The sequence below is a fragment of the Streptomyces ficellus genome (assembly GCF_009739905.1).
In the GTDB taxonomy this organism is placed as follows: domain Bacteria; phylum Actinomycetota; class Actinomycetes; order Streptomycetales; family Streptomycetaceae; genus Streptomyces; species Streptomyces ficellus_A.
In genome coordinates this window covers 837,768-850,220 of the sequence record NZ_CP034279.1, presented here as the reverse complement: position 1 = coordinate 850,220, position 12,453 = coordinate 837,768, and the positions used below count along the sequence as shown (strand labels likewise).

Below are 12,453 nucleotides of genomic sequence, written 5' to 3'. Positions count from 1 at the left end.
CATCCTGCCCCATGACCGGCGCGTTCGGACCGGGGGCGGCCGGTCGGCGGACGGGGCGGCTCACGCGGGTCGTCTCGCCGGGACGGCGGTTTCCGGCGGACGCGCGCACGGAAGTCTTCACTTCCCCCGTGCCGGGCCGGCCGGCACCTTCGGAGCAGAGCGGAGCCCCCGTGCAGCAGCGCCCCCACCAGGCGGATCGCCACGACGGCGACCGACGCCGTCAGCCGGAACGCCCCGTCCGGACCCACCCGGGCGCCGGAATCGCGGTCGTCACCACGGTGGTGGCGGCCGCCGTGGTCACCGGCGTCCTGATAACCAAGGACACGGGACGGGCCCCGGGCACCACCCGGGCCGGCCTCCACGCCGTACCCGCGCCGCCCGGCAGGCCGCCGGCCACGGCTCCGGCCTCCACGCCCGCCACCGCCCCGAGGGCCCTGCCCACCTCGGCGTACGGCGACGCCGGCACGCCCCGGACCCGCCGCGCCCTGGCGGGGGGCGCCGCCGCGACGTACGCCGAGCGGATCCTCGCCCTGGTCAACGCGGAACGCGCGAAGGCCGGTTGCCGGGCGCTCCGGACGGACGGCCGCCTCCAGGAGGCCGCCCAGGGCCACGCCGACGACATGGCGGCCCGCGGCTACTACGGGCACGACAGCCCCGAGGGGCGCGACGCGGGTGACCGCATGGAGGCGGCCGGCTACACCTGGCAGACCTGGGGCGAGAACATCCACCGCGGGGTCAAGAGCCCCACCCGTGCCATGCGGGACTGGATGGCCAGCGCCGGGCACCGCAAGAACGTCGTGAACTGCGCGTTCAGGGACGTCGGCGTGGGCGTGAACCTCCGCTCCAACGGCCCGTGGTGGGTGCAGAACTTCGGCACGGCCGGCTGACCCGGCGCCGGCCGCCCGGGCCGGGTCCCCGGGTGGCCGCCCGCCCGGCCCCGTACCCCGGACTTCCGGGTGGACATTCGGAGGTCGGCCGGCCCGGAGCACGTCCTGGGGAGTGTCCGGAAAGTATCGGCGTCCGCCCGGAGGGCGGGGGCCGTGGCGTCCGGTGCGTGCTGTCGCAAGGCGGAGGAGGGAGACATGGCGGAGCCATGGCGACCGACGACAACGCGGCGACAGTGCGTGCAGGGCGTCACGGGCCAGGCGAGACGTTACGGACACGACCTAGGTCTATTGATCACGAGCGCCGCTGGATACGGGCCGCCCGGGCGCCGATGTCGGGCAGTTTGGCGTGCAGGGCGGCGCCCGGGCAGCGGGTGGCGTAGCCGTCCGCGTGACCGCCGACCACCGGCAGCAGCACCTTCGTCCCCTTCGGGTAGCGCGCCTCGTCGTGCGAGGACACCAGGGCGACCCTGCCGCGCGGGTCGGGGCCGCGGGGTCCGAGCTTCCAGGCGACCAGGCGTGCGATCGCGTCGAGCATCGGCTCCGGAACGGTCTCCCCGCGCGTGAACGTCCCGATCGCCGCGACGCCGACCGTCCCCTCGTTGAACCCCTTGGTGTGCGCACCGATCACCGCCCGGTCCACCCCGCCCGCGCGGCCCTCGTAGATGGTGCCGCACGCGTCGACCAGGAAGTTGTAGCCGAGGTCGTCCCAGTTCCTGCCGTGGGCGTGGCCCGCGTACAGGTCGCGCAGGGTGTGCGGCACGGACGCGCAGTCGTAGCCGTTCGGGGTGCTGGTGTGGTGGATGACGGCGGCCCTCACGGACGGCGCGTAGCGGGCGGGGGGCGCGGTGTCGACGCGCTCGGCGTGCCAGGCCCGGCGGGGCACGATCGCGGGCCGGGGCCCCTGGTGCCGGGCCTGCCGGGCGCGCTCGCGCTCCGGTGACGACGAGGCGCTGCCCGGCGGCGTCCCGGCGGGGTTGAGCCACAGCGACGTCGCGACGAGGAGCACCAGCACGGCCAGCGCGGCGGCGCTGCGGTACCGGCGCCTCCGCAAGAGCTGCATGCTGCCCCCTCCGCTCGTCGGCACACGGCCGCGGTGGTGCCGCACCCCACCGGAGACCGGGCTCGGTCCCCGCCATCGTCTCCGCGCCCGGCCGCGCCCGCCCGCCGGACTGCTCCGAGTGGCTGCCCGGCCGCGTCAGGCCGGCTTGCGGGCCAGCAGGCAGGCCTGTGGGGTCCTCTCCGTCAGGTGCGCCTCGCGCAGCATCCGCACCTCCACGGTGAACCCCGCCCCGGTCAGCAGCCCGGCCAGCCGGTCCGGGGACCAGCGGTGGAGGTCGAGCGCGACGGTGCGGCCGAAGGCCTCGGTGAGGCGGAGCGGCTCGTCGCCGACCTGGAAGGCCAGCAGGAGGTGCCCGCCGGGGGCCAGCACCCGGTGGAAGCCGTCCAGGACATCCGGCACCTGCCCGGGTTCGACGTGGATGAGCGAGTACCAGGCGACGACACCGCCGAGGGCGCCGTCCGCGAGGTCCAGGCCGGTCATGGAGCCCTCGTCGAACCGCAGGTGCGGGTACGCGCGGCGGGCGACCTCCAGCATGCCGGGCGACAGGTCGATGCCGAACACGTCCAGCCCGAGGGAGTGCAGGTGTCCGGTGATCCGGCCGGTGCCGCAGCCGATCTCGGCGACCCGCCCGCCACCGGCGTCCCGGACGGTGTCCGCGAACGCGGCGAGCATCGCCCGGTCCATCGGCCTGGCGTCGAGGTCGCCCGCGGCGAACGCCTCGTAGTCGGTGGCGATGGCGTCGTAGGACCGCCTGGTGTCTTGTACGTAGTCCGCTTCGGTCATGGCCCGACCCTAGAGGGTGCCCCGGCGCCCCCAACCGGCACCCGGCGCGCGGTGATTGTCAGTGGTGCCTTCTACGGTTCGGGAAGTGGGACTCGCGGATCGGGCCGCGGGGTCCGTCCTGGGGAGGGGTCTGCCATGTCGACGACGTCGACGACGTATCTGGAGCTGTCACAGGACGGCGGCGGTGCGCACAAGTTCTACGAGGTGACGGTCCAGGGCATGGTGGTGTCCGTGCGCTACGGACGGATCGGCGCCGCCGGGCAGACGCAGACGTCGACGTTCTCGACGCCGCAGAAGGCACAGGCGGCCGCGGCGAAGAAGGTGGGCGAGAAGGTGCGCAAGGGGTACGAGCCGGCGGTGCCGGGCGGGCGCGCGCCGCGGGCGGTCACCCGGCGTCAGGTCTCCTCCGCGCCGTCCACCGCGCGGTCGGTCGCGCCGGTGCTGTGGCGGTTCCGTACGGGCTCGGCGGCGTTCGGCATCCACGTGGACGGCGAGCGCGCCTGGGTCGGCAACCAGGCGGGTGACGTCTACACGCTGGACCACGGCGGTGAGGTCCTCGCCCGGTACAGCCTGCCCGACGGCGTCAAGTGCCTGGTCGCGGACGACTTCTGGATCTACGCGGGCTGTGACGACGGCCGGGTGTACGACCTGTCGTCGAAACTGCCGTTCGCGGCGTACGACATCACGGCCGACATGGACATCTTCTGGCTGGACATCCACGAGGGCGTGCTGAACGTCGCGGACCGGGGCGGCCGGCTCACCGTCATCGACCACGAGGACGAGCACCAGTGGGCGCGCGGCGGCCGGGGCGAGCACGCGTGGATGGTGCGCGCGGACGACCGGGCCGTCTACCACGGCCACACCCGGGGCGTGACGGCCTACGCCCCGGACGGTGGGGGCGAGTTGTGGCACACGCCCACCAAGGGGGCGGTGCTGTTCGGCTGGCAGGAGGCCGACGCGGTGTACGCGGGCACGGGGCACCGGGTGGTGCAGCGGCTGTCGAAGCGGGACGGCGCGCTGGAGGTGACGTACGCCTGCGACAGCGCGGTGTACTCGTGCGCCACCTCGCCGGGCGGCCGGTTCGTGTTCGCCGGCGACTCCGCGTCGTCGGTGTATTGCTTCGACCGGGACGGTACGCGGCTGTGGAAGCTCGGCACGGGCGGCGGCTCGGCGCTGTCGATGCAGTACCACGAGGAGCGGCTGTACCTGGTGACCACGGACGGCTCCCTGGTGTGCGTGGACGCGAGCGAGGCGGCGATCGCGGCCGCCCAGCAGGGCACGGTGCCCGTCGCCCGGGACGTGAAGCTGGCCGCCGCCCTGCCCACGTACGCGCCGGCCACCGCCGCCGCCTCGGTGACGACGGTGACGGCCGCGCCCGCCGGCGCGGTGGTCGTGGAGTGCGTCCAGGAAGGCGGCCGGATGCGGGTGCACGTGCTGTCGGACGGTTACGACCGGTCGTGGAACGTCCAGTTCCCGCGGGCGATACGGGAGGCCGGCGCGCGGTACGTGGTGGACGCGCTGCACCCCGCCTCGGGAGGCTTCTACCGTGTGCGGGGTGACATCAGGAGGCTGCGGTGACCGACGAGTCGTTCGAGGCCGCGACGGGCGACGGCCCCGCGCCGCCGGTGACCCCCGGGGCGGCGGAGCGCCGGGCGGCCGGGGTGCGGGTGGCGTTCGAGGGGCTGCTGCAGATCCGGCGCCTGACCAACACCGGGGGCGGTGACCCCGAGGCGGTGCCCGCGGTGTGGGAGCGCAACCGGCCGGTCAGGGCGGTCGCCCTGGCCCTGGAGGCGGCCGGGACGGCTCCGTCGGCCGTCGACGCGGAGGGGCGGCGCGTGGCGACGGGCTACCGCGTCGGTCCGGAGGAGGAGCCGGGGACGGTGCGGGTGGAGTGGCTGGGCCCGCCGGGGGGCGGGGCGGCGCACGAGGAGGAAGACGCCCTGGGCCGGTGCGCCCGGGTCCTGGACCGGCTGGGCTGGGAGGCCCTGCTGTACCGGGGCCCGCGCAGGCGCCGCTTCCTCCAGGTGGAGCCCCTGCCCGCCCCCGGGCGTGACATGTGACGCCCCCGGGCGGGCAGGGCGGCGGGTACCGGCTCCGCGCCCCGCTCCGGGCGCCCCCTCATCCGTACGGCGCAGCACCACGGTTGCCCCGGGGCGCCGGGGGCGACAGTGGAACGGTAGGCAACCGTCGCCGTCATGCCAGGGAGACCCCATGAGCGCCATCAACCGCCGCGACCTCGGCCTGTGCGTGCTGCGCGTCGGCACCGGAGCGGTGCTCGTCGCCCACGGGGCGCAGAAGCTGTTCGGCTGGTTCGGCGGCGGTGGTCTCGAGGGGACGGCCAAGGCGATGGAGTCGATGGGGTACCGGCCGGGCCGCCGGAACGCCGTCGCGGCCGGTCTCGGCGAGGCGGGCGGCGGGGCGCTGCTGATGCTCGGGCTCGCCACCCCCGCAGCGGGAGCCGCCGCGGCGGGCGCGATGGCGGGCGCGGTCGCCGTGCACGCCCCGGCCGGGTTCTTCAACCAGTCCGGCGGCTTCGAGTACCCGGCGTTCCTCGGCTTCACGGCCGCGGCCATCGGTGTCACCGGGGCGGGCCGGTACTCCCTGGACCATGTCACCCGCCACCGCTTCGACCAGCGCTGGATGGTCCCGGCGGCGTTCCTGGGCGCCGCGCTGGCGGCGGCCGCCGTGGTCGGCAAGCGGGCCGTCGAGCAACTGGAGGAAGCCGCCGACTCGGACCGCACCGGCGACTAGCAGCGCACCGGCGAATAGGCTGCGCCGGATACGCGGACGTCACGGGCGGCACCGCCGGCGCGGGGCGGCGGTGCCTGAGGATCGGGGAGCGGCTTCCGGCGCGCCTCACCAGTAGTGGCGCCGTCCGCCGACCGCGTGTCCCACCGCGCCCAGAACCCAGAGGGCCGCCCCGATCACGATCAGGATGAGTCCGATGGTCCACAGGATGCTGATTCCCGCGATGGCACCGATGATGAGCAGGATAAGGCCCAAGATGATCATGACGCCTCCGTTCTGGAGAGTCCCACTACTCAGGACCTCCCCCGCCAGCGCCGGTGCAAACCGCCCAAATGCCCTCAGTCCGGTCGGTAAGGTGCTACCTTTCGTGTCCCATTGACCAGGGTGTGTCATCCAGGGGAGCGCGCGTGAAGGTCGCCTGCGTCGGCGGCGGGCCCGCCGGCCTGTACCTCTCGATCCTGCTGAAGCTGCGGGACCCGTCCCACGAGATCACCGTCCACGAGCGGGACGCGGCTGGTTCGACGTACGGCTGGGGCGTCACCTACTGGGCGGGCCTGCTCGACCAGCTCCGGCGCCACGACCCGGTGTCCGCCCGGGCCATCGGCGAGCAGTCGGTCCGCTGGAGCGACGGCCTGGCCCACGTCCGGGACCGCACCACCCTGCACCACGGCGACGAGGGTTTCGGCATCGGGCGCCGCACCCTGCTCCGCATCCTCGCCGAACGGGCCGAATCCCTGGGCGTGCGCGTCGAGTTCCGGCATCCGGTCACCGCGACGACCACGCTCACCGGGGCCGATCTGATCGTCGCCGGCGACGGGGCCAACAGCGCACTGCGCGACCGTCACGCCGACCACTTCGGCACCGACGTCGCGGTCGGGCGCAACCAGTACATCTGGCTCGGCACCACCAAGGTCTTCGACGCCTTCACCTTCGCCTTCGTCGAGACGGAGCACGGCTGGATCTGGGCCTACGGCTACCGGTACGGGGAGAACCACAGCACCTGCGTCGTCGAGTGCTCACCCGGCACCTGGCAGGGCCTCGGCCTCGACCGCGCGAACCACGACGACACCCTGACCCTGCTCCAGCACCTGTTCGCCGGGCCCCTGGACGGCCACCCCCTGATGGGGCGGGCCCGTTCCGACGGGGGCGCGCGATGGCTGAACTTCCGCACCGTGACCAACCGGACCTGGTACCGGGACAACCTCGTCCTGCTCGGCGACGCCGCGCACACCACGCACTACTCCATCGGCGCGGGCACCACCCTCGCCCTGGAGGACGCCATCGCCCTGGCCGGCGCCCTGCACGAGCGCGACATGCCCCACCTCCAGCCGGCCCTCGCCCGCTACGAGCGGGAGCGCCGCGCCGCCCTCGTCCCCACCCAGAGCGCCGCCCGCTTCAGCGCCCGCTGGTACGAGAACCTGCCGCGCTACATCAACCTGGACCCCGCGGAGATGTTCGCCCTCCTCGGCCAGCGGCACTCGCCGCTGCTGCCGTACGTCCCGCCCCAGCTGTACTACCGCATCGACCGCGCGGCCGGCCGGCTCGAAGCGCTCCGCAGGCTCAAGCGCTGGCTGGGCCCCCGGCTCGCCCGCACGGTCGGGGGCGTCAGCACGGTCGCGGGCGTCAGCGCGGGGGCGGACCGAGGTAGAGGTTCGCGCCCAGCTCCTCCACGTACACCCGGTGACCCGAGCGGTAGGTGAAGCGGCACCCCTCCGCCGCACCGGCACCGGACGCCGACCGGGCCTCCACACGCACCATGTAGTGCACGGTGCTGCGCTCGCCGGGCGCGATGCGGACGGGGCTCTTCGAGCGGTCGTTCCGCATCAGGGGCTCGGTATCGAACGTGGCGTCGACCGCCCCGAGCGCCACGGGATCGTCGCCGAAGTCGACCGCCCGGACCTCGCCGGTCCTCCAGTGCGCCGGAGCACCCAGGATCTCCGCCCCCAGCACGTCGACGGGCACCGAGGAGACGTTGGTCAGCGGCGGGCAGTTGAACCAGTAGCCCTTGCCCGCCACGAACGTCTCGAAGCCCAGACTGTAGTGCGACCCCGCACCCGCGCCCTCCAGGGCCCTTCCCCCGGCTGCGGCACCCGACGCGGTGCTGCCCAGCACCAGCAGTGTCACCGCGGCGACCGCCGCGATCGGACGAACCTCCATCACACCCCCCGATCGGTATCCCTGCTCATGATCGTTCGCATCGCATCACGGACGGCACCGGCCCGCCATGCCACTTGAGCGAATCCAGAGCTTGGACCCGAGTACCGGAAAGGGCGCGAACACCGCACACTGGATCATTGTGAGCGAAGGACCGGACGACCACCACGCCCCTTACGGGCCGCACGAGGATCCCCATGCGCCGGCGCGCGACGACGAGGACGCGCCGGGCAGGGGGCGCGTGCTGCTGATGGCGTTGCTGGTTCCCGCGGTCGGGGCGGCCGGAGGAGCGGCCGGGCCGCTGTTCCGGGGCGCGTCGTCCGCCGGCGGGCCGCTCCTGGTCGTCACGGCCGTCGTGGGCTTCCTCCTCTGCTTCGCCCTCTGCTCGCTCAGTGCCATCTGGCTCCTCGACAAGGCGTCGGTCGCGGTCACCCTCGTCCGGGAGGGCCGGGACCGCCGCAACGACCGGCGGCGGGAGCCGCGTTGAGGGGGGCGGGCCGGAACGTACGCGCGTGCCGTGACCGCCACCGGTCACGGCACGCGCTCCCACGGCCCGGCGCCCGGACGGACGCGGCGCGCACCCTCAGACGCGCTGCCAGAGCGCCGGGACGTTCGGCGGTTCCCACCCGGCCTGCGCCTGGTGGCCCTGCAGACAGCGGTACGCCGCACCGCCGTACGTGACCTGGGCACCGGGCTGGTAGACGGTTCCGGCCGCCCAGGTGCCGCCCGGCTCGCCGGGACCCGGGTCCTCGGGGTCCTCCGGGTCCCCGGGGCCGGTGGACGTCGTCAGCGTCAGCCCGTACGCCTGTAGGAGCGGGTTGATCGGCTGGTGGTACGTCGTGCCGCCGCTGCGGCAGTCGCCCGAACCCCCCGACGTGACGCCCTGGGCCTGGCTGCCCGAGATGTACGAGCCACCGGAGTCACCCGGCTCGGCGCACACCGTCGTCCGCGTCACCCCGGAGATGGTGCCCTCCGGATATGTGACGCTCGTGTTGTGCTGCTGGATGGTGCCGCAGTGCCAGCCCGTGGTCGACCCGGAGCGGCAGATGGAGGCGCCGACCGGCTGCTGGACCGAACCGGCCACCCGCACGTTCGCACCGCCCGCACCCTTCACGTACGGCGTGGCCGTCCAGTTGGTGTTCGTCGCCACCCAGGCCGTGTCCCGACCCGGGAACGTCGAGGCCTGGAAGGAGCCCTGCGCGACCCGGTTGTACCCGGTCGTGGTGGTGCCGGCCCGGCCGCAGTGACCCGCCGTCGCGAACCCCTGCTGCGTCCCCCGGGTGACGGCGAAGCCCACCGAGCACCGGCCGGAACCGCCCATGTAGTACGCGTCTCCGCCCCTGATGTCGTACAGCGGGCGCGGCTGCTCGTCCGTCGGCAGCACCCGTGTCCGGGACCGGTCGGCCGCGCCCAGCCGGGCGACCAGCGACCGCGCCGCCCCCGGGTCCCAGGCGCGGACCACCACGGAGTTGGTGCGGACGTCGACGTACCAGACGGGTACGCCGGGGGAGGCCGCGGTGCGTGCCGCGCGGTCCAGGGCCGCCTTCGTGGCGTCGAGCCGGGCCAGGTCGTGCGTCACGACCTCGGCCCGGGCGCCGCTTGCCCTGACGGCGGCCGCGCCGGCGGCGCTGGTGGTGGCCACGGTCAGCTCGGACGACGTGGGCCCCTCGACCCAGGCGCCCGCGTACGAGCCGGCCAGCCGCTGCCGGAGGCCGGCCGCGACGGCACCCGCCTCCGCCTCGTTCGCCAGCCGGAGGCGCGCCTGCGCGGCGGTCAGGCCCAGGTCCCGCCGCATGGCGTGCAGGACCTCCGGCTGGACGGCGGAGACGGCGAGGGTCTCCGCGGCCGAACGTGCCGCCGGTGCGACCGGCGACGACGGCCCGGGACCCGCGGATGCCGCCGCGGTCCCCTGGAGCGCGGACAGGACCAGCGCGCCGACGGTGGCGGCGCCCACACACGCGGCTCTGGCGTGTCGGTGGAACATGAATAAGTCTCCTCGGTTTTGGCGGTGGGGGGTGTCGCATGGGGAGGTGTGCCGAAACCGTAGGGAGGGGCGGCCCTGGTGGGGGAGATGTCAGTCGGCCCCCTGCACGGCGTTATGCCGGCCGTCGCACGCCGATGTGCGGACCGCCCGCCACCGCGCCCGGTCCCTCACCCGTCGCCGGGCCCTCCTCCGCGCCCGCCCCGGCGCCGGACCGGGACGCCAGCCAGCGGGTGTAGCTCCCGCTGCGGGCCACCGCCGCCCGGTGCGCCGCGCGCAGCTGGCCGAGCACGCGAGGCGCCCCCCACCGCGGCCGGCCCGTCCGGGTGCCAGCCCAGCAGGTGACGCCACACCAGGGGCGTGCCCGCCAGCGGCCGGGTCACCATGCCCGGCGTGTCCGGGAACGAGGCACGGCACAGGCCCACGGCCCGGCCCACCTGGACCAGATGGACACAGGACGCGGTGTCCGTCTCGTACACGGACGCCGGGGTGAAACCGGCCCGCAGGCACGCGGCGGCGAAGCAGTCCGCGAAGCACCCGTCACCGGGCACGTCCGTCCAGGCCGCCGCGGCCAGCTCGCCGAGGCCCACCTCGTACGCCGTCGCGAGGGGATGGGCCGCGGCCAGCATCACGAACACCGGGTCGCGCGCCACCTCCGTCCACACCAACCGCCCCGGCTCGGGAGGAGCGCTGTCCCCGCACGTGCCGATCAGCGCGTAGTCGAGGCCGCCCTCGGCCGCAGCGGCCGCGATCTCGCGCTCCGACCACGACGTGCGCGTCACCACCGTGACGCCCGGGTCGGTGGACGCGATCCGGTCGACCAGCCCGCCCAGCAGCGGCCCGTGCGTCCCCCCGATGCGTACGTGGCGGCGTCCGGCGCCGGGCCCGCCCGACCGGGCGAACCGCACCGCCTCCTCCTGGAGTTCGTGCACCGCGGGCAGAACAACCCGGGCCCGGTCCAGCACCAGCGCGCCGAGCGCGGTGGCCCGTACGCCCTGCCGCCCGCGCTCGAACAGCGCCCCGCCCAGCGAGCGCTCGATCCTCTTCAGCTGCGCGCTGAGGGCCGGCTGGGCGAGGCCGAGAGCGGTCGCGGCCTTGGTGAGGCTGCCGGCGTCGGCGATGGCCCTGATCGCCTTGAGGTGACGCAACTCCAGTTCCATGACGGCAGCTTGACGCCGCGCGGAACCGCCCGGCAAGACAAAGGTCCGGACCAATCCCGGCGGTGGGGCGGCGACGACCACGCACGGGGCCGAACCGCTCGCGCGCGTCAGTCCTCGCGGAAGACGATGCGGCGCGGAGCCGTGCCGCCCGCGGACGCCGCGGCGACCGCGGTGCGCCCGGCCGGAACCGCCCGCTCACGCCCCCACGCCCGGATCTCCTCGATCTGCTCCGGGTTGACGCGGCTCAGCGGCACCGTGTTCGCGAAGGTGTCCATGATCAGATTGGGCTTCAGGTTCCCGGCACCACCGCACAGGTGGGCCTCCGCGCCCACGTCGTGCAGGGCGGACGCGATGTCCGAACCGGCGAACCCCTCGGAGAGGTCGACCAGCCGGTCCAGCTGCTCGGCGTCGGGCCGGATCCTCAGGTAGCGGCCGAAGTACAGCTCGATGATCTCCCTGCGGTCCTGCGCGTCCGGCAGGTCGACGAAGAACAGCTCGTCGAAGCGGCCCTTGCGCAGCAACTCCGGCGGCAGGCTGCGGATGTCGTTCGCCGTGGCGACCACGAAGGCGCGCGACTGGGACTCCTGGAGCCAGAACAGGAACTGCCCGATGATGCGCTGCGGCACGCCCGAACCGTCGTCCCGGCCCGCGAGCCCCTTCTCGATCTCATCGATCCACAGGACGCACGGCGCGACCCGGTCCGCCATCGCCAGCGCCTCCCGGAACCTGCCCTCCGACTCGCCCAGGTACTTGCCGTGGATGCTACCCATGTCCAGCCGGTAGAGCGGCAGTTGCCACTCGTGGGCGATGGCCTTGGCGGACAGCGACTTGCCACAGCCCGGGACGCCCACCAGCAGCACCCCGCGCGGCGGCCGCAGCGCCGTGCCGCGCAGGTCGGCGTGCATCAGCTCGTGCTTGCGCTTGAGCCACTGCCGCAGGCTGAACAGCCCGCCCACGGTGTAGTCGCCCTCCTGGAGGTGGACGCGTTCCAGGCCGGTCAGGTCGCTGAAGATCCGGTCCTTGGCCTGCGCCAGCCCCAGGACGTCCGGCTTGGCGATGGAGCCCTTCGCCGCGACCGTCGCCATCAGGTTGATCGCCTCCGCCTCGGTCACCCCGGCCAGGAACTCGGCGGCCCGCCGCGCGTCGCCCTCGTCCCACTCGACCGGGATGTGCCCCTGGTGGTCGCCCAGGAACGCGCTGAGGATCCCGTACATCTCCTCCGAGTTCGGCAGGTCCAGGTGGAGGCTCATGCCGAGCCGCTGGAGACCGCTCCAGACCGGGGTGTCCGTGATGATGACGATGCTGCCCATGTTGTTGTCGGCCAGCCGGGCGAGCTCGGCCATGTGCCGGGTGACCGGGCTGTCCCCCTCCAGGTCCGCCGGGTCGACGAAGACGACCGTCGCGTTGGCCCGGCTGGTGAACTGGGAGGCGGCGAAGTCCATCGCCCCGGTCAGCGAACGGTCGTCCATCACCGTGGCGTTCGTCCGCAGGTCGCGCAGCCCGGTCGCCCTGGTGTAGATCCAGAACGGCATGCTGCTGCGCCGCGGCTGGGTGGCGGCCTCCCGGAACAGGCGCAGCGCGCGCTGCTGCTCGATGGTGCGCATGCCGATGACCGGTACGCGCGCGGAGATGTAGCTGTCGAGGTGCTGGAGGCTCTCGGCGTAGTTCGACATGCGGACC

The 12,453-nt window shown here is 74.3% G+C and carries 12 protein-coding genes and 1 pseudogene; 6 read left to right on the top strand and 7 right to left on the bottom strand.

Annotation, left to right across the window (positions count from 1 at the left end; genetic code table 11):
• Positions 1 to 170 precede the first annotated feature (170 nt).
• Positions 171 to 887 carry a CAP domain-containing protein gene (locus EIZ62_RS03675; RefSeq protein WP_167536327.1) on the top strand — a complete coding sequence of 239 codons (717 nt, stop codon included), beginning with the start codon at positions 171 to 173 and terminating at the stop codon, positions 885 to 887.
• A gap of 292 nt (positions 888 to 1,179) precedes the next feature.
• Here EIZ62_RS03675 and EIZ62_RS03670 read toward each other — a convergent pair whose 3' ends face one another.
• Positions 1,180 to 1,947, bottom strand: coding sequence for a peptidoglycan recognition protein family protein (locus EIZ62_RS03670; RefSeq protein WP_156691274.1), 768 nt, complete (start codon positions 1,945 to 1,947; stop codon positions 1,180 to 1,182).
• Between the two features lie 135 nt (positions 1,948 to 2,082).
• Entirely contained in the window at positions 2,083 to 2,730 is a 648-nt protein-coding gene (locus EIZ62_RS03665) for a class I SAM-dependent DNA methyltransferase (RefSeq protein ID WP_156691273.1), read from the bottom strand.
• 135 nt (positions 2,731 to 2,865) lie between these two features.
• On the opposite strand from EIZ62_RS03665, the gene EIZ62_RS03660 reads away from it, so the two are divergent.
• The 3 genes from EIZ62_RS03660 (at position 2,866) to EIZ62_RS03650 (ending at position 5,481) form a co-directional block, all read left to right on the top strand.
• On the top strand, positions 2,866 to 4,308 hold the full coding sequence (locus tag EIZ62_RS03660; RefSeq protein WP_156691272.1) for a WGR domain-containing protein: 1,443 nt from the start codon (positions 2,866 to 2,868) through the stop codon (positions 4,306 to 4,308).
• Entirely contained in the window at positions 4,305 to 4,790 is a 486-nt protein-coding gene (locus EIZ62_RS03655; RefSeq protein ID WP_156691271.1) for a hypothetical protein, read from the top strand. Before EIZ62_RS03660 ends, EIZ62_RS03655 begins: the two co-directional genes overlap by 4 nt.
• A gap of 151 nt (positions 4,791 to 4,941) precedes the next feature.
• On the top strand, positions 4,942 to 5,481 hold the full coding sequence (locus EIZ62_RS03650) for a DoxX family protein (RefSeq protein WP_156691270.1): 540 nt from the start codon (positions 4,942 to 4,944) through the stop codon (positions 5,479 to 5,481).
• A gap of 105 nt (positions 5,482 to 5,586) precedes the next feature.
• Here EIZ62_RS03650 and EIZ62_RS31865 read toward each other — a convergent pair whose 3' ends face one another.
• Positions 5,587 to 5,742, bottom strand: a complete 156-nt coding sequence (locus tag EIZ62_RS31865; protein WP_167536326.1) for a DUF6131 family protein — start codon at positions 5,740 to 5,742, stop codon at positions 5,587 to 5,589.
• Between the two features lie 143 nt (positions 5,743 to 5,885).
• On the opposite strand from EIZ62_RS31865, the gene EIZ62_RS03645 reads away from it, so the two are divergent.
• On the top strand, positions 5,886 to 7,178 hold the full coding sequence (locus EIZ62_RS03645; protein WP_156691269.1) for an FAD-dependent monooxygenase: 1,293 nt from the start codon (positions 5,886 to 5,888) through the stop codon (positions 7,176 to 7,178).
• Here the strand turns inward: EIZ62_RS03645 and EIZ62_RS03640 are convergent.
• Positions 7,102 to 7,635, bottom strand: coding sequence for a hypothetical protein (locus tag EIZ62_RS03640; protein WP_156691268.1), 534 nt, complete (start codon positions 7,633 to 7,635; stop codon positions 7,102 to 7,104). The two genes, EIZ62_RS03645 and EIZ62_RS03640, sit on opposite strands and share 77 nt — an antisense overlap.
• Before the next feature lie 139 nt (positions 7,636 to 7,774).
• Between EIZ62_RS03640 and EIZ62_RS03635 the strand changes: the two genes are divergently transcribed.
• On the top strand, positions 7,775 to 8,119 hold the full coding sequence (locus EIZ62_RS03635) for a hypothetical protein (RefSeq protein WP_156691267.1): 345 nt from the start codon (positions 7,775 to 7,777) through the stop codon (positions 8,117 to 8,119).
• Positions 8,120 to 8,215: 96 nt separating this feature from the next.
• On the opposite strand, the gene EIZ62_RS03630 is transcribed toward EIZ62_RS03635, so the two are convergent.
• The 3 genes and pseudogenes from EIZ62_RS03630 to EIZ62_RS03620 form a co-directional block, all read right to left on the bottom strand.
• Complete coding sequence (locus tag EIZ62_RS03630; RefSeq protein WP_156691266.1) at positions 8,216 to 9,616, bottom strand: carbohydrate-binding protein; 1,401 nt, start codon at positions 9,614 to 9,616, stop codon at positions 8,216 to 8,218.
• A 112-nt stretch (positions 9,617 to 9,728) separates the two neighbouring features.
• A pseudogene (locus EIZ62_RS03625) lies at positions 9,729 to 10,773 on the bottom strand (LysR family transcriptional regulator).
• A gap of 107 nt (positions 10,774 to 10,880) precedes the next feature.
• A complete protein-coding gene (locus EIZ62_RS03620) occupies positions 10,881 to 12,446 on the bottom strand; it encodes an AAA family ATPase (RefSeq protein WP_156696184.1) in 1,566 nt (521 codons plus the stop codon).
• Between the last annotated feature and the right edge of the window lie 7 nt (positions 12,447 to 12,453).

Bases quoted from the DNA above. Each gene is read 5' to 3' on its own strand.
- EIZ62_RS03630 (WP_156691266.1), bottom strand. From the start codon at position 9,616: ATGTTCCACCGACACGCCAGAGCCGCGTGTGTGGGCGCCGCCACCGTC.
- EIZ62_RS03640 (WP_156691268.1), bottom strand. From the start codon at position 7,635: ATGGAGGTTCGTCCGATCGCGGCGGTCGCCGCGGTGACACTGCTGGTG.
- EIZ62_RS03650 (WP_156691270.1), top strand. From the start codon at position 4,942: ATGAGCGCCATCAACCGCCGCGACCTCGGCCTGTGCGTGCTGCGCGTC.
- EIZ62_RS03665 (WP_156691273.1), bottom strand. From the start codon at position 2,730: ATGACCGAAGCGGACTACGTACAAGACACCAGGCGGTCCTACGACGCC.
- EIZ62_RS03660 (WP_156691272.1), top strand. From the start codon at position 2,866: ATGTCGACGACGTCGACGACGTATCTGGAGCTGTCACAGGACGGCGGC.
- EIZ62_RS03670 (WP_156691274.1), bottom strand. From the start codon at position 1,947: ATGCAGCTCTTGCGGAGGCGCCGGTACCGCAGCGCCGCCGCGCTGGCC.
- EIZ62_RS31865 (WP_167536326.1), bottom strand. From the start codon at position 5,742: ATGATCATCTTGGGCCTTATCCTGCTCATCATCGGTGCCATCGCGGGA.
- EIZ62_RS03620 (WP_156696184.1), bottom strand. From the start codon at position 12,446: ATGTCGAACTACGCCGAGAGCCTCCAGCACCTCGACAGCTACATCTCC.